16 protein-coding genes are annotated in these 21,962 nt (G+C 66.3%); 7 read left to right on the forward strand and 9 right to left on the reverse strand.

The annotated features are described in order from the left end of the window. Positions 1-109 precede the first annotated feature (109 nt). The 6 genes from AC3WJR_RS05945 to AC3WJR_RS05970 form a co-directional block, all read right to left on the reverse strand. Positions 110-2,599, reverse strand: coding sequence for a TIM-barrel domain-containing protein (locus AC3WJR_RS05945; RefSeq protein ID WP_492723109.1), 2,490 nt, complete (start codon positions 2,597-2,599; stop codon positions 110-112). A 10-nt stretch (positions 2,600-2,609) separates the two neighbouring features. Then, positions 2,610-4,139 carry a tryptophan halogenase family protein gene (locus AC3WJR_RS05950; RefSeq protein WP_492723111.1) on the reverse strand — a complete coding sequence of 510 codons (1,530 nt, stop codon included), beginning with the start codon at positions 4,137-4,139 and terminating at the stop codon, positions 2,610-2,612. Continuing rightward, a complete protein-coding gene (locus tag AC3WJR_RS05955; RefSeq protein WP_492723113.1) occupies positions 4,136-5,752 on the reverse strand; it encodes an alpha-glucosidase in 1,617 nt (538 codons plus the stop codon). Before AC3WJR_RS05955 ends, AC3WJR_RS05950 begins: the two co-directional genes overlap by 4 nt. Positions 5,753-5,757: 5 nt before the next feature. Next, positions 5,758-7,593, reverse strand: coding sequence for an alpha-amylase family glycosyl hydrolase (locus tag AC3WJR_RS05960; protein WP_492723115.1), 1,836 nt, complete (start codon positions 7,591-7,593; stop codon positions 5,758-5,760). Beyond that, complete coding sequence (locus AC3WJR_RS05965; RefSeq protein WP_492723117.1) at positions 7,590-9,116, reverse strand: tryptophan halogenase family protein; 1,527 nt, start codon at positions 9,114-9,116, stop codon at positions 7,590-7,592. Before AC3WJR_RS05965 ends, AC3WJR_RS05960 begins: the two co-directional genes overlap by 4 nt. A gap of 81 nt (positions 9,117-9,197) precedes the next feature. After that, positions 9,198-12,146, reverse strand: a complete 2,949-nt coding sequence (locus AC3WJR_RS05970; protein ID WP_492723119.1) for a TonB-dependent receptor — start codon at positions 12,144-12,146, stop codon at positions 9,198-9,200. Positions 12,147-12,360: 214 nt separating this feature from the next. On the opposite strand from AC3WJR_RS05970, the gene AC3WJR_RS05975 reads away from it, so the two are divergent. Further along, positions 12,361-13,383 carry a LacI family DNA-binding transcriptional regulator gene (locus tag AC3WJR_RS05975; protein WP_354281365.1) on the forward strand — a complete coding sequence of 341 codons (1,023 nt, stop codon included), beginning with the start codon at positions 12,361-12,363 and terminating at the stop codon, positions 13,381-13,383. A gap of 397 nt (positions 13,384-13,780) precedes the next feature. Here the strand turns inward: AC3WJR_RS05975 and AC3WJR_RS05980 are convergent, their stop codons facing one another. Then, on the reverse strand, positions 13,781-14,452 hold the full coding sequence (locus AC3WJR_RS05980; protein WP_492723121.1) for a DUF6445 family protein: 672 nt from the start codon (positions 14,450-14,452) through the stop codon (positions 13,781-13,783). 171 nt (positions 14,453-14,623) lie between these two features. Between AC3WJR_RS05980 and AC3WJR_RS05985 the strand changes: the two genes are divergently transcribed. From AC3WJR_RS05985 to mtnA, 6 genes are all read left to right on the forward strand, one after another. Continuing rightward, complete coding sequence (locus AC3WJR_RS05985; RefSeq protein ID WP_492723123.1) at positions 14,624-16,129, forward strand: MFS transporter; 1,506 nt, start codon at positions 14,624-14,626, stop codon at positions 16,127-16,129. Between the two features lie 133 nt (positions 16,130-16,262). Further along, entirely contained in the window at positions 16,263-17,414 is a 1,152-nt protein-coding gene (locus AC3WJR_RS05990; RefSeq protein WP_492723125.1) for an aminotransferase, read from the forward strand. Then, on the forward strand, positions 17,411-18,034 hold the full coding sequence (mtnB, locus tag AC3WJR_RS05995) for a methylthioribulose 1-phosphate dehydratase (RefSeq protein WP_492723127.1): 624 nt from the start codon (positions 17,411-17,413) through the stop codon (positions 18,032-18,034). Before AC3WJR_RS05990 ends, mtnB begins: the two co-directional genes overlap by 4 nt. Continuing rightward, a complete protein-coding gene (locus AC3WJR_RS06000) occupies positions 18,031-18,582 on the forward strand; it encodes a 1,2-dihydroxy-3-keto-5-methylthiopentene dioxygenase (protein WP_492723129.1) in 552 nt (183 codons plus the stop codon). The genes mtnB and AC3WJR_RS06000 overlap by 4 nt, the downstream gene beginning before the upstream one ends. Further along, positions 18,579-19,265: an acireductone synthase gene (gene mtnC, locus AC3WJR_RS06005; protein WP_492723131.1), complete on the forward strand. Its 687-nt coding sequence runs from the start codon at positions 18,579-18,581 to the stop codon at positions 19,263-19,265. Before AC3WJR_RS06000 ends, mtnC begins: the two co-directional genes overlap by 4 nt. After that, positions 19,262-20,332 carry an S-methyl-5-thioribose-1-phosphate isomerase gene (gene mtnA / locus AC3WJR_RS06010; protein WP_492723133.1) on the forward strand — a complete coding sequence of 357 codons (1,071 nt, stop codon included), beginning with the start codon at positions 19,262-19,264 and terminating at the stop codon, positions 20,330-20,332. The genes mtnC and mtnA overlap by 4 nt, the downstream gene beginning before the upstream one ends. 138 nt (positions 20,333-20,470) lie before the next feature. On the opposite strand, the gene AC3WJR_RS06015 is transcribed toward mtnA, so the two are convergent. Further along, entirely contained in the window at positions 20,471-21,511 is a 1,041-nt protein-coding gene (locus tag AC3WJR_RS06015) for a HoxN/HupN/NixA family nickel/cobalt transporter (RefSeq protein WP_492724179.1), read from the reverse strand. A gap of 28 nt (positions 21,512-21,539) precedes the next feature. After that, positions 21,540-21,950, reverse strand: coding sequence for a DUF1636 domain-containing protein (locus tag AC3WJR_RS06020; protein ID WP_492723135.1), 411 nt, complete (start codon positions 21,948-21,950; stop codon positions 21,540-21,542). Positions 21,951-21,962 lie beyond the last annotated feature (12 nt).

A 21,962-nucleotide genomic window follows, 5' to 3' on the forward strand; every position in this document is an offset into this window, starting at 1 on the left:
CCGTTCCGCTATGGTCGGATCTGCTCTTCGCCAGGACAAAACCACCCCTGTCCCGAACGGACAGGCGCGGTTTCGCAACGCGTTTCCGCCTTGTCTTTTGCGCCCCGACCTACCGCGCCACCACGATCGTCGACGCCTTGACCGGTGCCGCCATCGTGAACGCCACGGTCTGCCCCGCGCTATCGACAATGCTCGCTACCCCCTTGCCGTTCACCGTCGCGGTCGCAGCCGTCGACCACCCATGAACCGTCACGGTCACTTGCGACCACCACGGCTTGAAGCTCCCCTCGCGCGTGTCGAACGCGATCGACAGCCCGTTCGGTGTCATGGCGCACGTGACCTTCTGCCGCAGGAAGCCACGGCGCTGATAGGCGAGCGTCGTGCCGTCATCCTCATACAGCGTGCCGGCGCACTCCGCGCCCGGATAGACGTCGAGCATCAGCGGCCCCGAAGGCGTCTGCGCGGTGCTCTGGACGAGCGGCTGGCGCGGCAGGATCGTGCCCGCCCGGACGAACACCGGCAAGCGGTCGAGCCGCGGCGTTTCGCTGACGCGGTCGCCGTTGCTGCGCGCGGTCGGGACCGCCTGGGTTGCGGACTGGATCGGGCCCTGCGTGGTCGGCTCGGGTGTACCGGTGCGCAGGCCGGTCCAGTAATCGTACCAGCCCCCGGCGGGCAGGCAGACGTCATAGGTCTGCGGCGATTCGGGGCTGGGCGGCGGCGCGATCAGCAGCGCCTTGCCGAGTGTGAACGCCATCGACTGGTTGCAGCTCGCAGACGCGGCACTCGGATAATCGTAGAACACCGGGCGCATGATCGGATCGCCCAGCCGGCTGTTCTGGTCGGCCAGCGCGTAGAAATACGGCATCAACCGATACCGCTCCTCGACGAAGCGGCGGCGGATCGCGAGATGGTCGGGCCCGTCGACCCACGGCTCGACGCGCGGCGTGCCCGTCGCCGAGTGATCGCGGAAGACCGGCGTGAATGCGCCGATCTCGAACCAGCGGGTGAGCAGATCGGGGCTTGGCCCGCCCGCAAACCCGCTGACGTCGGCGGCGCTATAGGCGAAGCCCGACAGGCCGAGGTTGATGATCTGGTGGACCGACAGCTTGAGGTGATCCCAGGTCGCGAGATTGTCGCCGGTCCAGGTCACCGAATAGCGTTGCCCGCCCGCATAGCTCGCGCGGGTCATGACGAACGGGCGCTCGTTCGGGCGCAGCGCGAGCAGGCCGTCATAGGTCGCCCGCGTGTTCTGCATCCCGTAGACATTGTGGATCTCGCGGTGATCGCCGGTGCGGGGCGCGAAGTCGTCGCTGTCGATGCGATGGACCGTATCGAGCGGCATCGTCTTGGTCGGCGTATTGAAGATCGCCGGCTCGTTCATGTCGTTCCAGAAGCCCGCAACGCCCGCGTCGAGGAACCCCTTGTACAGCGTTCCCCACCAGGTCCGCGCCTTGGTCGTCGTGAAGTCCGGGAACACCGAGTCCCCCGGCCACACCGGCGCGACATAGTCGCTGCCGTCTGGGTTCTTGACGAACGCGTCGATCCGCTTGCCAGTGGTGTAGGGCGCATAGCCGGTGTCGGCCTTGGCGATGTGGAGGTCGGTGATCGCGATCAGCTTGATCCCTTCCGCCTTCATGTCCTTCACCAGACCCGGCAGTTCCGGGAACGTCTTCGGGTTGGTCGTAAACGGCCGGTTGCGATCCTGATAATCGATGTCGAGCCAGATCACGTCGGTCGGTACCCGGTCCGCGCGCAGGTGGCGCGCGATGTCGCGGACTTCGTCGGCGGACATGTAGCTGTAGCGAGACTGCTGATAGCCGAGCGCCCATTTCGGCGCGAGCGGCGCGCGACCGGTCAGCCCGGCATAGCGGCGCGTGACTTCGGCGAGGCTGGGGCCGTTGACGAAGTAATAGTCGATCGGGCCATCGGGGCCACCAAACGTCAGCGTCTCGGCATCGCGGTGCCCAAAGTCGAACCAGGTGCGATACGTGTTGTCGAGCAACACGCCATAGCTGCCCCCCGCGCCGCCCGTGGAGGCGAAGAACGGGATCGACTTGTAGATCGGGTCGTCCCCGCTGGTGAAGCCGAACGCGTCGGTGTTCCAGTCGACGAATTCCTTCCCACGCCGGTCCAGCCCGCCGGTCTTGTCACCGAGGCCGTAGAAATGCTCGGTGACGGGGAGCGTCTTGGCGATCTTGAACGCCTTGCCGTCAATCGTAACGGGCGCCGCCTCGGCGGAGATGATCTTGCCGTCGAGTGTCTCGAACGTCACCGCGCCGCCAGCGCCGATACGGACGCGAAGGTGCGCGGTGGTGAAGCCGTCCGGGGTCGCCGTGACCTTCGCGCGGCTCTTGCGCTGCGCGGGCAAGACCGCCCAACTCGCATCCTCGGGATAGACGCCATCGCGTGCGATCCGGACGCGGACGAGGTCGTCCGAGAGCGCGATCAGCTTCATCTTCAGCGTGCCGGCGGTGACGTCTACGCCATTGCTTTGCGCGGCCAGCGTGGGGGCGGCGGCGGCGGTCTGGGCGTGGGCGGCGGTAGCGGTCAGCGGCAGCGCGACAGACGCGAGCAACAGCGCGAGGGGGAGGCGTTTCATCAAAGGTCTTTCAGGTAATCGGCCGGGGGAGGCAGGTCTGGTGGGGCGGAAAGTTGAGCGCGCAGCGGCGCAGACAATCGTCGATCCGGTCCATGTCGATCCGGTCGATATCCGGGCCGGGCGGGACCAGCCGCGCATTGTTGGGGAAGGTGCCATAGCCCGCGAACAGGCAATGCCAGCTGATCGCGTTATAGTAGCGCGCGATGTCTAGCCGATCGATCTCGGCGACGAGGTCCGCACCGGTGAACCAGGCCGACATGACGCGTTTGAGCGTATCCGACGGCTCGACCTTGCGGGCTGCCGCCCAATAGCCGTGGGGATCGGCATGGCGCTGGTTGAGCCGGTAATGCGCAACGATGTAATCGCGCACGCCGTCATACCGCGCCGCGATCCGCGCGTTGAACGGCACGCACGCGGCTTCGGTGAAGCCATCCGCATCGACCGCGTCGAGAAAGGCTTCCACCGTCGCGATCACGAGATGCAGCGCCGTCGCCTCGAGCGGTTCGAGGAACCCCTGCGCGAGCCCGACCGCCAGGGCGTTGTACGACCAGCTTTCCGCGACCCGCCCGACGCGCATCTTCAAATGCCGCGCGGTGCCCGCCTCGCCAACCCCGAGATGCGCGCGCAGTTCGGCCTCGGCCTGCTCCGGCGTCAGATGGCGGCTGGAATAGACATAGCCGTTGCCGGTGCGGCTGGTGAGCGGGATGTCCCACGCCCATCCCGCCGACAAGGCGGTCGCGCGGGTCTGGCTTGGCAGCGGTGCGGCGGAATCGCGTGGTGTGGGGAGGACCACCGCGCGATCGTTGAAGAGCGTGTCGGCATAACCGACGAAGCGCACGCCGAGCGTCTGCTCGAACAGCACGCTGCGAAAGCCGCTGCTGTCGACGAAGAAGTCGCCCGTGATGCTGGCACCGTCGTCGCATAGCAGCGCGGCAATCCCGCCATCCGTGCGCCGGTCCACCCGCGTCACGCGCCGCTGAAGATGCGTCACGCCGAGTTTGCCAACCGCGTGCTGCGCGAGAAACGCGCCGACCTTATACGCATCGAAATGATAGCCGTAGCTGACCTCGAACGGGAAGTGCTCGTCAGGCTGCGGTGCGCGCGCGTCCGCTGCGAGCCGGGCGGGGAGGAGGAAGCGGTCGGGGTGCGCGACCACGTCACGCCCGGTGCGGCGCGCGCGGGTGTTGTAGAAGAACGAGCCCGCCGTATGGCTGTCGAGTGCGGTCGGGAAGGGGTGGAAATATCGCTCGAACCCCGCCCGATCCGACCAGCCCGCGAAGTCGATCCCGAGCTTGTAGGTCGCATCGCAGGCGGGCATCCATTCCGCCTCGTCCACCCCGATCGCGTCGAAGAACGCCTTCAACTGCGGGGTCGAGCCTTCGCCCACCCCGACGATCCCGATCTCGGGGCTTTCGACCAAAGTCACGCGCGCATCGGGCCAGCGATGCGCGATCAGGCACGCCGCGATCCAGCCAGCCGTGCCCCCGCCGAGGATCACGATCGCTTTCGCGTCGCTTCGGTCCCCGGCGGGCGACGTCACCGGCGCAGCACCATAGCAGCGAACGGAGCAAGGCTGTCGATCGCGTCCTGCGTACCGATCAGGACGGACCCGTCCTGACTGACCCCTTCGGGCCAGGCGCGCGCGGTATCGCCGAAGTTGAACACGCACAGCAACCACTCGCCGTCGCCCTCGCGTTCGAACACGAGCAGCGCGTCGTCATTGTACAGCATGCGCAGATCGCCGTTGCGCAAGGCGCGGTGCGCGTTGCGGGTCGCGACTACGCGGCGCGTCCAGTTGAGCAACGACCCCGCGTCCGCATCCTGCACGTCGATCGCAAGCGCGCCGTGATCGCCGCCGAACGGAAGCCACGGCGTCTCGCTCCCGAACCCCAGATCGGGCGCGTTGCCGACCCACGGCATCGGCGTCCGCGCGCCATCGCGCGACAAGGTCATCGGCCAGTTGGCGATCGCTTCCGGGTCGAGCAGATCCTCGAACGCGATGTCGACTTGGGTCAGTCCGAGTTCCTCGCCCTGATACAGGAAGATGTTGCCGCGCAGGCACGCCAGCAGCAGCAGCTTCATCCGCGCAAAGGCGTTCGCGTGCTGTGGCGTCGTCCAGCGCGACACCGCGCGTGGCGCATCGTGATTCTCGAACGCCCAGCTCGGCCAGCCGATCGTCGGATCGTTCGGCCAGCGCGCGAGCGAATCCGCGACGAGATCGGGCGTCAACGCATCGGCATAAAGGAAGTCGAAGCTGTACGCGCTGTCGAGCCGCTTGCCGCCCGCCGTGAACAGCTTCATCTCGCGGTCGCTATCCTCGCCACCGATTTCGGCGACGGTGAAGCCAGCACCATAGGCGTCGGTCAGCGCGCGGATGCGTTCGAGGAATGCCGGAATATCGGCATGGCTCTGGTTGTGCAGCTTGAGCTGGAAATCGAACGAGCGTGTCCGCGCGCGGTTGGTCGCGGGGGCAGGTGGGTTGTCGGTCAGCGCAGGGTTATGCATCGCGAAGTTGATCGCATCCAGCCGGAAGCCATCGACCCCGCGATCGAGCCAGAAGCGCGCGGTATCGAGCAGTTCCTGCTGCACCGCCGGATTGTGCCCGTTGAGCTGCGGCTGTTCCTTGAGGAAGTTGTGCAGATAATATTGCTGGCGGCGCGCGTCCCACGTCCATGCCGGGCCACCGAACACCGATTGCCAGTTGGACGGCGGGCTGCCGTCGGGCTTGGCATCCGCCCAGACATACCAGTCCGCCTTGTCGCCCGACCGGCTCGCACGGCTTGCCTGAAACCAGGGGTGGTCGTCCGACGTGTGCGAATAGACCTGATCGATGATGATCCGCAGCCCGAGCTCGTGCGCCCGCGCGATCAACGCGTCGAAATCGTCGAGCGTGCCGAAGATCGGGTCGACGTCGCGGTAATCCGCCACGTCATAGCCGAAATCCTTCATCGGCGAGGTGAAGAACGGCGACAACCACACCGCATCCATCCCGAGCGATGCGACATGGTCGAGATGTGCGGTTATGCCCGCAAGATCCCCGATCCCGTCCCCGTTCGAATCGGCGAAGCTGCGCGGATAGATCTGATAAATGGCTGCGCCCTTCCACCACGGATCGGTGGCGGACGGGTCGGACTGGACGATGGCGGCGGTCATGAGGCTCATTTGCTGGGGAGGCGGGCAGGGGCGGCGGCGCAGATCGCGTAGCCGAGCGGTGGGAGCGTTATCATCAGCGCGCCGGGCGCGATCACGCGGGCGGGGCAGCTTCCGGCGAGCGTCGCAAACCCGGCCGATTGCGCGCCGACTTCGACGTTCGCGGTAACGGGCTGGCTGGATGTGTTGAGCGCGACGAAGACTTCGTGCCCGTCATCGTCGCCGCGCGTGAAGGCGAGCAGACCGGGCTTGTCCGATGCCGCACGGACGACGGTGCGACCGTGGCGCAATTGCGGGTGATCGCGGCGGATCTGCGAAAGCTTCGCGATCGTCTGGAAGATCGGATTGTCCGTCCCGAAATGCTCGGTCGCGGTGGTGGTGGTCGTGCCGATCAGCCGGTTGTCGTTATAGGTCTCGACCTTGCTGGCGAACATGTCCTCGCGCGAGTCCTGGTCGCCGCCATGGCCGGTAAAGCCCTGTTCGTCGCCCGAATAGATCGTCGGCACGCCCCGCGCCGACAACAGCAAGACATGCGCCAGCGTCATCCGCTGAAGCCGCTCGGCCTCGCTCGCCTTGGGCCACGCCTCGTCGAGCATATGGCCCATCCGCCCCATGTCGTGATTTCCGAGGAACGTCGGCAGCCGCAGCGCGGTCGCGTCGCCGCCTTCGTACAGCACGTCCCCGTCGATCAGCTTGGCGAACACGTCGGTCCCGGCCTTGCCGCTGAGCATCGCGCGCGCCGCCGCCTGGAACGAGAAATCGAGCACTTCGGGATATTTGTCACGCCGCGTGAACTGCGCAGTGTAACCGGGGTCGACCGCTTCCGAATAGACTTCGCCGAAGATCGGGAAGTTGGGGATGCCGCGCGCCGCCGCGCGGGACTGCATCGCGGGAACGAACTGCTGCCAGAATTCGGGGTTCACGTGGCGCGCGGTGTCGATGCGGAAGCCGTCGACCCCGAACCGGTCGATCCAGCTGCCATAAATGCTGATGAACCCTGCAACCACGCGCGGATCCTCGGTCATCAGATCGTCGAGACCGGCAAAATCGCCATAGCGCGCGGACTCGCCCGTGAAGGTCGTATCCCCGCGGTTATGGTAATATTTCGGGTCGTTGAGCCACGCGGGCACCTTCACGCTCGCCTCCGCTGCGGGCACGAACGGCGTGTAGGCATAGGCCGGGTCGGTCAGCTTCGCGAAGTTCTCGGGTGTCTGGACCGCATCGCCCGCGAACCCGGGGTTGATCGGCTTGCCGTTCACGCCGCCACGCCGCTGATAGGGATAGTCGCCCTTGCTACGATACGTGCACGGCTTGTTGGTGCATTCGCGGTACTGGATCACGTCCGCCGTGTGGTTGGCGATGATGTCCATATAGACCTTCATGCCGCGCGCATGGGCTGCGTCGACGAACGCCGCAAACTCGGCGTCGGTGCCGAAATGCGGATCGACCTTGGTAAAGTCGGTGATCCAATAACCGTGATAGCCCGCGCTCTCATTGCCTTTGCCGCCCTGGACCGCCTTGTTCTTGATGATCGGCGCGACCCAGATCGCGGTGACGCCAAGCGACTGGATGTAATCGAGCCGCTGCATCAGGCCCTTGATGTCGCCGCCGTGGTAGAAGCCCTTGGACGTGGGATCATAGCCGGTGGTCAGCCGGTCGCCGCTCAACCCGCCCTTGTCGTTCGCCGGATCGCCATTCTCGAACCGGTCGGGCAGGACGAAGTAGATCACTTCGTCCTCGGCCTTGCGCGCGCGGACCTGTTCGATCGGGACTGCGGCAGGAACCGCCGCGGGCGCGGCAGCCTGGCCTGCGAGCGCGAGCAGCAATGCCGTCGCGATGCTCATGCCGTCACCGGCCCAGTAACGGGAGCGGGCGCGGCGCAGTGGCGCGCGATGAAATCGGCATGGCTTGGCATCTGGGCAACCTCACGGGCGTTGAGCTGGTCGATAGTGTCGAGAAATTCCGCCAGATCCGTCGCCGGGATCGCATCGGCGAGCGGATGGTATCCGGCGGGCATCACGCCTTGTCCGGCGAGCACCTGGAACCAGCCGACTTCGGTGAACAGTTCCTCATGCTCGCGCGTGATGTGGCCGTTACCGCGCCACAGCGCGAGCTTGGCGGAGAGCGTTTCGGGCAGCGCCTGTCCGCGGCACATCTTCCAGAACGGCTCGCTCCGGTCGTTCGCGTGATAATGCAGGATGATGAAGTCGCGGATCCGTTCGTATTCGAAGTCGCTCTGGCGATTGAACTCGACGCGGTCCGCTTCGGCGACGGTGCGGCCGGGGAGCAGCTTCATCAACCGTGCGATCGCGGACTGGATCAGATGGATGCTGGTCGACTCGAGCGGTTCGAGAAACCCGCCCGACAGTCCGATCGCGACGACGTTGCGGTTCCACATCTTGCGGCGCTTACCGGTCGTGAACTGGATCGGGCGCGGATCGGCGAGTGCTTCCCCGTCGAGCCCGGCAAGCAAGGTCGCCGTCGCCTCGTCATCACTCAGATGTTGTGAGGAATAGACCAGCCCATTGCCCGTGCGATGCTGCAACGGAATGCGCCACTGCCAGCCCGCCGCCTTGGCGGTTGAGCGGGTGTAGGGCGTGAACGCGGCGCTGCGTTCGGATGGCACCGCGATCGCACGGTTCGCGGGGAGCCAGTGCGTCCAGTCTTCATAGCCGGTCTTGAGCGTCTGCTCGATCAGCAGCCCGCGAAAGCCGGTGCAATCGATATAGAGATCCGCCGATAGCGTCGTGCCGTTCTCGAGCACGACAGCGGACACGTCGCCGCTCGCATCCTGTTCGACGCGCGCGACCTTGCCTTCGATCCGGTTGATCCCGCGCGTCTCGCTGTAGCGCCCCAGATGCCGCGCATAGAGTCCGGCGTCGAAGTGGAAGGCGGACGGCATGTCGGGGAGCACCCGCGCAGTGCGCGCGGGGCCACGCTGCATCCGGTCCGCCAGAGCGGCCTGATTGTTGAGCGAATAGGCGGTCAGGTCCTTGGCAGTGCCAAGCGCCTTCGCCCGCAACCAATATTGGTGGAACGGCAGCAACCCGACATCGCGCCCGACATCGCCGAACGCATGCATATAGCGATGCCCCGGCCGTAGCCAATCGACGAATTCGATCCCGAGTTTGTACGTCCCCTGCGTCGCGCGCAGGAACGCATCCTCGTCCAGTCCGAGCGCATCGTTGAACAGCCGGATCTGCGGGATCGTCGCCTCGCCGACGCCGACCGTGCCGATTTCGTCGGACTCGACCAGATCGATCTCGAACCCGACTTCGAGGAACCGGGCGAAGGTCGCCGCGGTCATCCATCCGGCGGTCCCGCCACCGACGATGACGATCCGGATCGGTCCAGGCTGTTCAGTCATGATCGGCGTCCCCGCTTCTACACTAACAGGCAGCGGATCGGCCGACGGCGAAGAAGGTTCGCCGTCGGCCGTCAGCCGCGTTCAGAACTTGTACGTGACGCCCACGTAATAGTCCCGACCATAGCGCTGGTAATCGTTGACCTTGCGCGGGTCGTTGTCCTGGTACGTCACGAACGGACGATCGGTCAGGTTCTTCGCCTGTGCCAGGATCGCGAAGTTCTTGAGGAACCCGCTCTGGAACTCATAGCCGATCTGCGCATCGAGGATCGCCTCGGCGCGCGCGGTCCGGTACGTCGGGTTCGCCGACAGACCGGCGACTTCGGCGAGGAAGCTCGAGCGGTAGCGATAGTTCGCGCGCACCTGGAAGCCACGCTTCTCGAAGTAGATCGTCCCGCTGCCGGTCCACGCCGACAGACCGGGCAGGGTGATCGCCTGGGTCGGGTTGCTCGCGTACTTGATCGTCGACTCGGTGTAGTTGCCGCTTGCGAAGACTCCGAACCCGTCCAGCGCGGACGTGATCGCCTTGAACGGCAGCGACAGCGTCGCTTCGACCCCGAGCACTTCGCCGCGCCCGGTATTGGCGGGCGTCGAGACGTTGCCGGTGGTCTGGCCCGCGGCGATGACCTGCGCCTGCTGCGCCGGCGTCAGCGCCGGGAGCAGTGCCGAGAAGTCATAGGGCAGCGAGTTGTTCGGATCGACGAAGTCGGTCAAGTGCTTGAAGTAGCCCGACAACGCGACATAACCGCCCGCGTTGAAATACTTCTCGAACGACAGGTCGATGTTGGTCGACTTGTACGGCTTCAAATTGACGTTGCCGCCGGTCGAGGTGAACACCGGGAACAGGCCCGCGGGCGTCTGGCCGATATTCCCCGGGTTGATCGCCACGTCCTGCGTGACGCGCTCCTGGTCGAGCCGCGGACGGATCATCGTCTGCGACGCGCCCATCTTGACGAAGCCCAGCGGGATCAGCTCGAGCGACATCGTCGCCGAGGGCAGAACGTTGGTGTAGCGATAGGTCTGCGTCACCGGTGCGATCGTAACGACGCCGCCCACGACGCTGGCGATCTGCCCGGACGAGCTCTGGTCCGAATGGATGACCTGAGTCCCGATCGAGCCCTTGAGCGGCTTGTCGCCGACCATTCCGTCGATCGTGACCTTGGCGTAGCCGGTCCAGATCTTCTCGGTCACGCTATTGTCCCGCACCAGTGCGGACGGACGGCCGTCGAACGCCGAATTGAGCGTGTTGTTGTAGAGGTACAGCGGATCGAGCGTCAGCATCTGCGGGATGCCGAGGTAACCGAGCGCGACGTTCGTCCCGAGCAGCGCGTCCGCAGGAACAGTGCTGCTGAGCGGCGAACCGCTTGCCACCGTGCAATTCGTGCCGCCGCCGGGCGGGCAGAGGAAGTAGGACGTGTAGGCGCTGGTCTTCTTGCGCTGGCTGTAGTTGACGCCAGCTTCCCAGCCCTTGACGACGCTGTCCGAGAACTCGCCGTTGAGGTTCGCGCGGAGCGACTTCAGGTCGTCCTTGAAGCTCGGGCGGTTGAGGAAGCCCGTCTGGACCACCGGCTGGTTGCCGTTGTTGCCCCAGCCCTGCGGATCGGTCAGCTTGAAGACGTTGGTGTTGGTGTAATCGAGCGTCGGGGAGAAGGTGTAGGTCCCGTTGCCGTTCTGCTTGACCGTGACCGTGTCGGCCGGACCGCTCTTGGCGAAGCCGGTGCCGGTGTTGGTTTCGAGCAGGAAGTCGGTGCGGTCGGCATGGCTCCAGCTCGCATCGACGTTGAGGTGGATCGAGTCGGTCAGCTTGAGGTCATTGTTCCAGCCGAGCGAGAAATTCTCCGCCTTGCGCTGGTTATAATCGTTGCGCTGGACGCCGAAGACGTTGCCGAAGGTCGCCTGGGTGCCAAAGCCGTTGTTGACCGTCACGCCCGAAACCGTCGTCCCGGTGGCACCGAGCTGCCCGGCGAGCGGAAATTCGATCCCGCGCAGGATCTGCGTTTCCTCAAAGTGCGAATACAGCGCGTCGAAGGTCGAATGGAAGGTGTCGGACGGCCGCCACTCGATCGTCGCGACACCGCCGTAGCGCTTCAGCAGGTTCGACTGGACATACGGTTTCGCGCCATTGAGCAGGAACGGGCTGGCCTCCGTGCCGGCACCGCTATAGCCCCAGGCGTTGTAGCGCTCGTCCTGCGACGGCGTCTGCGTCGCGGAAACGCCGAGCGCGATCCCCAGCGTGTCGCCCGCGAACTTGTCGACATAGGTCGCCGACGCGCGATAGCCGTAGCGCGTGCCGTCGGGGTTGAGCTTGTCGATCCCGTTCATCTGGCCGCGCGCGCTGACCGCGAGGATGCGCTTGCCCTGGTCGAGCGGGCGCAGCATCCGCAGGTCGACCGTGCCGGCGATACCAGCCGCGATCAGCGAGGCGTCCGCCGACTTGTAGACGTTGACGTTCTTGAAGAATTCCGACGGATATTGGTCGAACTCGACGCCGCGATTGTCACCCGTCGTGACCTGCTCGCGCCCGTTGAGCAGCGTGGTCGAAAAGTCGGGGCCGAGGCCGCGGATCGACAGGCGCTGGTCGCGGCCCTCGAGCCGCTGCGCAGTGACACCGGGAAGACGCGCGAGCGAATCCGCGATCGACACGTCGGGCAGCTTGCCGACGTCCTCGGCGGAAACGGAGTCGACGATCAGCACCGACTGGCGCTTGATCTTCGCCGAGCTGGCAAGACCTGCGCGGATGCCGGTGACGACGATATTCTCGTCGACGGGCGCGGCAGCAGCTTCGGTCGGGGTCTCGGCGGGCGCGGCGGGTGCCGGCGTCGGCTCGGCCTGGGTCGTCGTCGCCTCGACCTGCGCCTTGGCGGTCGGGTTGGCGTTGGCGGTCGTTGCTGCGTCCTGCGCAAACGCGACGCCTGGCGTAACAAGCGCAGCGGCAAGCGCGATCACGCTCACACGGCGGCCGATCAGCGTCTCGGACAGCAGGCGTGCGGGTGCGGTCGCGCTCATGGCGCGGCTCATCGCTTGTTCGGTCATTTGGTGGCGTTCCCTTTCGAGCGGGCCCAGCCCGCAGATCCTCACGTACAGTTTCGTCGACGTCGTGATTCAGCGTCGATTGCCCTGGCGCCGCTATATTTCGAACCGCGAGTTTGCAGAAGGATCGGGCATACGTATTCTCGAAAGGCTTTCCGGTGTAGCGTGTCCGCGCACGTCGGCATCAGGCCGGGCGCTTATCTGGACGGTTGCAACGATGGCGAGACGGCCGACTTCCCTTGATATCGCACAGCTCGCCGGCGTGTCGCAGCCGACGGTTTCGCGCGCTTTACGGGGGGTTAAGACGGTTAACCCGCAGACCCGGGCGCGGATCGAGGCGATCGCGCGGAAGCTCAATTATGCGGTCGACAAGAACGCCTCGAGCCTGCGGAGTCAGGCCACGCATACGCTTGCATTGCTGTTCTTCGAGGAGGCGGCGGAGGAGGATGGCGCTATAAACCCATTCTTTTTATCGATGCTGGGGTCGATCACGCGGGCGTCGGCCAAAGCCGGTTACGATCTCTTGATCTCGTTCCAGCAGCTGTCGGGCGACTGGCATGTCGATTATCAGGACAGCCACAAGGCCGACGGGATCATCCTGCTCGGCTATGGCGATTACGATACGTATCGCGTGCGGCTCGATCATCTCGCCGAGCAAGGATCGCATGTCGTCCGCTGGGGCGCAGTGGGGACGGGGCCCGGTGCGATCACGGTTGGGTCGGACAATCGCGACGGTGGCGCACAGGCGACCGCGCACCTGATCGCCCGCGGTCGGCGACGGATTGCATTTCTGGGTACGGCGGACAGCCGCTACCCCGAAGTCGAGGAGCGGTATCGTGGTTATTGCCAGGCCCTCGCCGAAGCGGGGCTGGAGGTCGACGCGACGTTGCGAGTCGATGCGCTGACGCTCGAGGACTCGGGGCTGGAAGCGATCGCGGAATTGTCGCGGCGCGGTGCTTCCTACGACGCGATCTTCGCCGCGAGCGACAGCATCGCGATCGGTGCGATGCGCGCGCTGGCGGCGGCGGGGCGGCGGGTGCCGGACGACGTCGCGATCGTCGGCTTCGACGATATTCCGTCCGCGTCGCTGACCAGCCCGCCGCTCTCCACGGTCGCGCAGGATGCGCGGCAAGCGGGCGAGGTGCTCGTCGCGACATTGCTGGCGCGGCTGCACGGCGACGCGGTCACGCCAGCGCCACTTGCGACGCGGTTGGTCGTGCGGGCGAGTAGCGGGGGGTAGGGCGGCGCCATCGGGGGGAGCAGCGCCAGACGCGGTACCCCCTTTCTACTGCTTCCCCGGCGAAGGCCGGGGCGCAGAAGTTAGCGGCGCTGTGCCCAGTTTGCAAAACCCGTCCTCCTGGGCCCCGGCCTTCGCCGGGGAAGCGTTAGTCGGGGGGTGGCGGTAGTGCAGGAAGGTCGTGGCGGGTAGGGCGGGGGTGCCGGCAGAATCGGCCATACCGACGCGCCAGTTCCGTCGTTCATGTCCCTCGACTTCTACTGCTTCCCCGGCGAAGGCCGGGGCCCAGGAGGTGCGCAGAAGTTCGCTGCGCTGTGCCCAGTTTGAAAAGCCTGTCCTCCTGGGCCCCGGCCTTCGCCGGGGAAGCGCAAGATTAAGGGGCGACCCTATCCGTCCACCCTCACTCGTCAAACAGGAACACATTCAACGTCAACCGCCCCACCAGCGGATCCCCGCTCAACACCACCTCGGGCGGCAGATCCGCGCAGTGCAACGTGTTCCCTGCATAGACCAGCGCCCGATTATACGCCCCCGGCTGCACCGCGATCCGCTCGTACAAGGGCGTATCGCCCGCAATATACGCCGCCTCGGGCATCCCGTGCGCCCGCACGCCGTCCGCAAGCGCGCCCCTGAACCGCTCCAGCCGCGCCGCATCCACGCTCTCGAACCCCGTCTCGCGCTGGCGGTAAAATGCCGTCCCACCCTGCGCGCCATGCCCGAGGAACAGCAGCACCGCGATCCGGCGCGCTTCCACCCCATCGAAATGCGGCAACCGCTGGATCGGCGCGAGCCGCGCAGGGTCGGTCGTGACGAGCGAATAATAGGCTTCCGACACGCGCGGTGCCGGGTCGAGCCCGAAATGCTCGGCCAGCAAGGGGGCCACTTTTCGACGGATCGTCTCCGCCAGCCGCGGCGGGACTTCGGCGCGGATACCCGGGTAATGCGGGCCGATCTCGCCCATCCGCAGGGACGCCGCGTCTTCACGCAGCATTTCGGGATCGGGCCAGAAATCGTCGATCACCAGCAGCGGATTCTGTTCCCGGCCCTGCCGGTGGAGGCGTGGAGTCTGCATCAGCCGTGTCTTGGAACCGCACGGGGCCGTCATGCAAGCCTTGCCCTGACCCACTGTCCCACGCTGCATTCGTATGCATCGCCCGGTGCCCTTGTGCGCGCCGCGGCTTGTCGGCACTCAGGCCCGTGACAAGCCCGGCCGTCGCGACGAACCGGGCATGAGAGGGACGACGTGAACGAAAAACCGGTGCAGGGCTTCGGCGGCCTGTGGAACATCAGCTTCGGCTTCTTCGGGATCCAGATCGGCTTCGCGCTCCAGAACGCGAACATGAGCCGCATCTTCCAGACGCTCGGCGGATCGCTGGACGACCTGTCCTATCTGTGGATCGCCGCCCCGCTCACCGGGCTGCTCGTCCAGCCGATCATCGGCCATTACAGCGACCGGACGTGGAACCGCTTCGGCCGTCGTCGGCCGTATTTCTTCGCAGGCGCGGTGCTTGCGGCGCTGGCGTTGTTCGTCATGCCCGAGGCCAGAGCATTATGGCTGGCGGCGCTGACCTTGTGGGTGCTCGACGCCTCGATCAACGTATCGATGGAGCCGTTCCGCGCGTTCGTCGGCGATATGTTGCGCAAGGACCAGCATAGCGCCGGCTATGCGCTCCAGACCGTCTTCATCGGGGCGGGGGCCGTCGTTGGCTCGATCTTCCCGTTCGTGCTCGCGCATCTCGGCGTGTCGGAGACCGCGCTCGACGGCGTGCCCGATACGGTGCGGTTCAGCTTCTGGGCGGGGGGGGGCGCGCTGTTGCTCGCGGTGTTGTGGACCGTCGGCAGCACGCGCGAATACAGCCCCGAACAAATGGCGTCGTTCGGCGAGCGCGACGCCGCCGAGGATCTCGCCCAGCCGATGCGCGCGCTCGCCGCGCGCGGGCTCGGACGAAGCGCGGCTTGGATCGTGGCGGGCGTTGCGATCCTCGTCGCGGTGCCGACCCTCGCGCTGCAGAAGGAAGTCTATCTGCTCGGCGGACTGCTCGTCGCCTACGGTCTGGCGAGCGCGGTCGCGATCCGGCGCGCGCGCAGCGGCGATACCGACAATGCGCTGAGCATGATCGTCGACGACTTTTCGGCGATGCCCGTGGTGATGAAGCGTCTGGCGCTGGTCCAGTTCTTCAGCTGGTCCGCGCTGTTCATCATGTGGATCTATTCGACCCCGGTGGTCGCGCAATATGCGTTCGGATCGAGCGATCCCACCAGCGCGGCGTATAATGCGGCGGGGGACTGGGTCGGCGTCCTGTTTGCGGTCTATAACGGCGTCGCCGCGCTGATCGCGTTGCTCGTGCTCCCGCGCGTTGCCGCAAAGATCGGCAAGGTGCGGACGCATATCGCGGGCCTGCTGTGCGGGGCCGCCGCCTTCGCCAGCTTCTTCGTCATTCGCGACCCGCACTGGCTGATCCTCAGCGAAGTCGGCGTCGGCATCGCCTGGGCGTCGATCCTCGCTATGCCATATGCGATCCTCGCATCGAGCCTGCCGCAAGCGAAGCTCGGGATTTATATGGGGCTTTTCAACGTGTTCATCGTCATTCCGCAGTTGCTCGTGGCAACCGTAATGGGATCGGTGCTGCGCGCCTTCTTCCCGACCGAACCGATCTGGACGATGGCCGTTGGGGCGGCGGTGATGGCGCTGGCCGCGCTGGCGATGCTGCGCGTTCCCGATACCGGCCCCGATACTGGCAAGGCTTGAGAAGAGCGAAACCACCGCTTTCCCGCGCGCAAGAATTCGCGCGGGGGGCGCTGGCGCATTTTCGCTGCGCATGCCGGTCCGACGCTTTATAGGGAGCACCAGCATAGCCGCATCAATCTGGGATCCCCGCCTTTTGCCCCCGCCAACGACCATCTTCGAACGCCAGTCGCGGCTCGCGCAGGACCTCGGCGCGATCAATCTGGGGCAGGGTTTCCCCGACATGGCGCGTATCGGCCACGGCCCTGCCGAGCTGCTCGATGCCGCCGCGCGCGCACTGACCGAGCGATCGAGTCAATATCCGCCGATGCGGGGCCTCCCGGCGCTGCGGTCCGCGATCGTGGATTATTATCAGCGCGAACAGCGGCTTGCGGTCAACACCGATGAAGTCGTCGTAACCTCGGGCGCGACCGAGGCGCTTGCCGCGGCGTTGCTCGCGCTGGTTCGCCCCGGCGATGAAGTCGTTCTGGTTCAGCCCCTGTACGACGCGTATCTCCCGCTCGTGCAACGCGCAGGCGGGATCGCACGGCTGGTCGACCTGACGCCGCCCGACTGGCATCTGCCGATCGCGGCGCTCGCCGAGGCGATCACCGACAAGACCGCGGTATTGCTGCTCAACATCCCCAACAACCCGACCGGAAGCGCGATCGGCGCGGAGGACTGGGCCGCGATCGCCGAGCTGTGCGTGCGGCATGACGTCACGCTGATCTGCGACGAGGTGTGGGAGGCGATGATGTTCGAGGGCGAGCATGTCTCTCCGATGACGATCCCCGCGCTGCGCGACCGGACGATCAAGATCGGATCGGCGGGCAAGATCTTCTCGCTCACCGGGTGGAAGGTCGGCTGGGCGATCGCCGCGCCGCCGCTTGCCGACGCAATTGCCGCGACGCACCAGTTCCTCACCTTCACCACCGCGACCCCGCTGCAATGGGCGGTCGCGGAAGGACTGGCGCTGCCGTCCGAATGGCACGCCGAGCACCGCGACATCTATCGGCAGGCGCGGACTTTCCTCGCCGAGCGACTGGCTGCTGCGGGCTATGCGGTGATGCCGGGTGGGGCGACGTGGTTCCTGATCGTCGATCTCGCAGCGTCGGGGATCACGATAAGTGACGAGGAGTTCGCGCACCGGCTGCTGGTCGAGGCAGGGGTCGCGACCATCCCCGTCTCGGCCTTCTACGCCGAGCGCGCGCAGACGGGCTATGTCCGCTTCTGCTTCGCCAAGGACGAAGCGACGCTGGCGCTTGCCGCCGACCGCGTCGCCGATTTCCGCAAGAAGCTCCTCGCATGACGTTCGACGAAGCCACCGACGCGATCATCGCGGCGGGCAACCGGCTCGACCGCGCGGGTCTCGCGCCCGCGACCGCAGGAAACTATTCGGCGCGCCTGCCGGATGGAACGCTCGCGCTGACCGTCTCCGGCGGCCACAAGGGGCGGCTCGCGCCCGAACAGATCATGCGCGCCACCGCCCAGGGCGTCTCGCTCGACGGCAAGCGCCCGTCTGCGGAGACGTTGCTGCATTGCCTGATCTACGCGGTCGATCCTGGGGCGGGGGGGATCCTCCACACCCATTCGGTGCCGGGTGTCGTGCTCAGCCGCGCGCTTGCCGGTTCGCGCGAGATCGTGTTCGACGGCTATGAACTGCTCAAGATCTTCCCCGGCGTCGATACACACGAAGCGCGGGTCGCGATCCCGCTGGTCGAGAACAGCCAGGACATGGCGGCGATGGCCGAGATCCTGCGGCCGCTGCTGGTCGCGCAAGCGCCGATCGTCCCCGCCTTCTACATCCGTGGCCACGGGCTGTACGCCTGGGGCCGCACGATCGCCGAAGCCGAACACGTGACCGAAGCGGTCGAGTATCTTCTCGCCTGCGAGTGGGAAACGCTCAAACTCGAAAGGTGCGGAGCATGACGACGCTGACCCTCTACGACCTGGCGGCCCCGCATGCGGTGCGATCGGAAACGACCGACGCGGGCGAGATCGCGACCCGGCTGGCCCCGCTCGGCATCACGTTCGAACGCTGGGCGGCGAGCGTCACCTTGCCCGAGGACGCAAGCGACACCGACGTGATCGCGGCGTATCGCGACGACATCGACCGGCTGATGGCAGAGGGCGGCTACCGCTCGTGCGACGTCATCCGCCTGCTCCCCGACAATCCCGCGCGCGAGACGCTGCGCACCAAGTTCCTCGACGAGCATACCCATGGCGAGGACGAGGTCCGCTTCTTCGTCGAGGGATCGGGCGTCTTCTACATCCGCGGCGACGACGCGGTCTATGCGCTGGAATGCACCCGCGACGATCTGATCGCAGTGCCCGAGGGCACGCGCCACTGGTTCGACATGGGACCGGCCCCGCGCTTCACCGCGATCCGCCTGTTCGCCGAACCCGACGGCTGGGTCGCCAGTTTCACCGGCGACACGATCGCACGCGGCGTGCCGCTGTACGCGGGGGCTGCGTGATCGTCCGCGCGATCGTCACCGATATCGAAGGCACGACGTCGAGCATCGCGTTCGTCCACGACGTGCTGTTCCCTTATGCCCGCGCGCGGCTTGCGGCGTTCGTTGCCGCCAATGCCGACCGGCTCGCTGCCGAACTGCAGGCCGTGCGCGATGCTGCGAAGGAACCGGCGCTCGACGTGCCGGGCGCGATCGCGCAGTTGCTGGAATGGCAGGACGAGGACCGCAAGATTGCCCCGCTCAAGACGATCCAGGGGATGATCTGGGCGCAAGGCTATGCCGACGGCAGCCTGATCGGCCATGTCTATTCCGATGCGATCACGGGCCTCCAGCGCTGGCACGCGCAGGGCCTGCCGCTGTACGTCTATTCCTCCGGGTCGGTCGCGGCGCAGAAACTGCTGTTCGCGCACACTGCGGCGGGCGACCTGACGCCGCTGTTTGCAGGGAATTTCGACACAGCAGTCGGCGCCAAACGCGACGCGGCATCCTATCGCACGATCGCTGACCGCATCGGGGTCCCCGCTGCGGAAATCCTGTTCCTCTCCGACATCGCGGAGGAACTCGCGGCGGCGTCTGCCGCGGGGATGCAGGTCACGCTGCTCGTACGCGACACGCCCGACGAAACCAGCGCCTATCCCGTCGCGACCAGCTTCGACACGATCCTCCCCGAAAAGGTGACCGCATGATCCTCGCCGGAACCCGGACGCGCTCGATCTGGGTCAATCCCGATGGCTGGAGCGTCGGCATCTTCGACCAGCGCAAACTGCCCTGGTCGGTCGAGCCGATGCGCCTGACCACCGCCGACGATTGTGCACACGCGATCGCCGACATGGCGACACGCGGCGCGCCGTTGATCGGCGCGGTCGCGGCATACGGGCTCGCGCTGGCGCTGCGGGTCGATGCGGGCGACGAAGCGCTCGACCGCGCTTATCGCCAGTTGCTTGCGACGCGCCCGACCGCGGTCAATCTGAAATGGGCGCTCGACCGCGTTCGCGCGGTCGTGATCCGCATGCCCGAACAGGACCGCGCCGCTGCCGCCTATGCCGATGCTGCCGCATTGTGCGACGAGGATGTCGCGATCAACGAGGCGATTGGACGGGCAGGGCTGGAAATCCTAAAGGATCTGGCCGCGCGCAACCCCGACAGGCCGCTCAACATCCTGACGCATTGCAACGCGGGCTGGCTCGCGACGGTCGACTGGGGCACCGCGACCGCGCCGCTCTACATGGCGCACGATCTCGGCATCCCGCTCCACGTCTGGGTTGACGAAACCCGCCCGCGCAACCAGGGCGCGCTCACCGCGCTCGAACTCGCGGGGCACGGCGTGCCGCACAGCTATATCGTCGACAATGCCGGCGGGCTGCTGATGCAGCGCGGACAGGTCGATCTTGTCATCGTCGGCACCGACCGCGTCACGCGTAACGGCGACGTCTGCAACAAGATCGGGACGTATCTGAAGGCGCTGGCGGCGCACGACAACGGCATCCCGTTCGTGGTCGCGCTCCCGTCCTCGACCTATGATGCGAACACCGCCGACGGGGCGTCGGTCCATGTCGAGGAACGCGTCGCCAGCGAAGTCCTGTCGATCGAAGGCCCGGATCAGGACGGCGTGTTGCGGCGGATCGCGGTGACGGCGTCCCCCGCGGCAAACCCCGCGTTCGACATCACCCCCGCGCGGCTGGTCAGCGAGTACATCACCGACAAGGGCCGGATCGTCGGTGCAGCTGCACTGGCGGCGGCGTTCGGCGGATAGGCCGGGCGCAAGACTTAGGCCGTCATCCCCGCGCAGGCGGGGATCCATTCGTTCCGCCGTGTCGTAAACGGGCACAAGCTGTGGCAATGGATTCCCGCCTGCGCGGGAATGACGGCAGGATGTAGCAAGGAACCCCCGTCACCCCCCGTACCGCACCTCGATCTCATCGAACCGCTTCCACCGGAATACCGCCCAGCTGACGATCCAGCACAACGCGAACACTCCGATAATCCCGAAGCCCAACAGGTTGAACCGCCCCCCCAAATCGCTCGCCGCCGACCACACGCCACCGTGCAGCCCGAGCTTGTCCGCAATCAGCGCGAGCGTCTCGATCCCGCCGATCACGATCGCCACGAACGCGGAAACCGCAGTGATCGTAATGTTGTAGTACAGCTTGCGGATCGGCTTGACGAACGCCCACTCATACGCGCCAAGCATCAGGATGCCGTCGGTTGTATCGACCAGCGCCATCCCCGCCGCGAACAGCGCAGGCAGCACCAGCACCGGTCCCAGAGCAAAATCATGAGCCGCCTGCGCCGCCGACAACCCCAGGATCGCAACCTCGGTCGCGGTATCGAACCCCAGCCCGAACAAAAACCCGAGCGGTGCCATGTGCCAGCTCCGCGACACCAGCCGGAACAGCGGACGGAAGATGCGCGACAGCAACCCGCGCCCGCCGAGCAGCATGTCGAGATCCTCGTCGACATACGCCCCACCGCTGCGGACATGCTGGAACGTCCGCCAGACCGAGCGCAGGATGACCAGGTTCATCGCGGCGATGGTGAACAGGAACGCCGCCGACACGATCGTCGCGATCACCCCGCCGCTCGCCTTCAGCGCCTCGAACCCCGACAGTGCAGACGCCGTGAACGCAACAGCGACAGAGGCCAGCAGGATGATCATGCTGTGTCCGATCGCGAACCAGAAGCCGACCGCCATCGGTCGCTGCCCGTCCTGCATCAGCTTGCGCGTGACGTTGTCGATCGCGGCGATGTGATCCGCATCGACCGCGTGGCGCAACCCCAGCCCCCAGGCGAGCAGCGCGGTGCCTAGCATCAGCGGTTGCGCGTGGAACAGCGCCAGCGCCCAAATCCACGCCCCGACGTTCGCGCCGATCAGCAGGACGTACACCAGCCCGATCCGTCGCCTGAGCGTCGGACGGTCGATCGGCGACGGCACCGGAGACGCGGCAGGCGCGCGCTGGGGATCACGCTTCGACAAGATAGCCCTCCGGCGGCGTGCGCGCGATGAAATGGCCCTTGATGCCCTGCGGCCAGTCCTTGAATGGAACGCGCCCCTCCGCGCTGCCGGCGTAATGGACCGCGTAATCGAGGATCGCGCGCGCCGCGTCCGCATCGGGGGTGAAGCGCCCGAGCAGATAGCCGACCTTGCCGGGCGCGCGCAGGTGCACCGAGCAATGCTCGCTGCACGAGAACAGGCACGGCATCTGCTGGATCGCGACATCGGCATAGCGGGGATCGGCGGCCTTCGCGGCTTCCAGCGCCGCCACCAGCAATGCGCCACCACGCACGCCGTCGGCGTCCTCCCGGGCATCTGCGGAAACGCGGCAGGTGTTGCACGCAACGACGGAAAGGGCCTTCTCGACCGGGATCAGCATGGGGTTAGTTCC

It is taken from the genome of Sphingomonas sp. FW306-05-A, from assembly GCF_058782275.1.

Coding starts and splice junctions, on each gene's coding strand:
- AC3WJR_RS05945 (WP_492723109.1), bottom strand. CDS start 2,599: ATGAAACGCCTCCCCCTCGCGCTGTTGCTCGCGTCTGTCGCGCTGCCG.
- AC3WJR_RS05955 (WP_492723113.1), bottom strand. CDS start 5,752: ATGACCGCCGCCATCGTCCAGTCCGACCCGTCCGCCACCGATCCGTGG.
- AC3WJR_RS05960 (WP_492723115.1), bottom strand. CDS start 7,593: ATGAGCATCGCGACGGCATTGCTGCTCGCGCTCGCAGGCCAGGCTGCC.
- AC3WJR_RS05965 (WP_492723117.1), bottom strand. CDS start 9,116: ATGACTGAACAGCCTGGACCGATCCGGATCGTCATCGTCGGTGGCGGG.
- AC3WJR_RS05970 (WP_492723119.1), bottom strand. CDS start 12,146: ATGACCGAACAAGCGATGAGCCGCGCCATGAGCGCGACCGCACCCGCA.
- AC3WJR_RS05975 (WP_354281365.1), top strand. CDS start 12,361: ATGGCGAGACGGCCGACTTCCCTTGATATCGCACAGCTCGCCGGCGTG.
- AC3WJR_RS05980 (WP_492723121.1), bottom strand. CDS start 14,452: ATGCAGACTCCACGCCTCCACCGGCAGGGCCGGGAACAGAATCCGCTG.
- mtnB (WP_492723127.1), top strand. CDS start 17,411: ATGACGTTCGACGAAGCCACCGACGCGATCATCGCGGCGGGCAACCGG.
- AC3WJR_RS06000 (WP_492723129.1), top strand. CDS start 18,031: ATGACGACGCTGACCCTCTACGACCTGGCGGCCCCGCATGCGGTGCGA.
- mtnA (WP_492723133.1), top strand. CDS start 19,262: ATGATCCTCGCCGGAACCCGGACGCGCTCGATCTGGGTCAATCCCGAT.
- AC3WJR_RS06020 (WP_492723135.1), bottom strand. CDS start 21,950: ATGCTGATCCCGGTCGAGAAGGCCCTTTCCGTCGTTGCGTGCAACACC.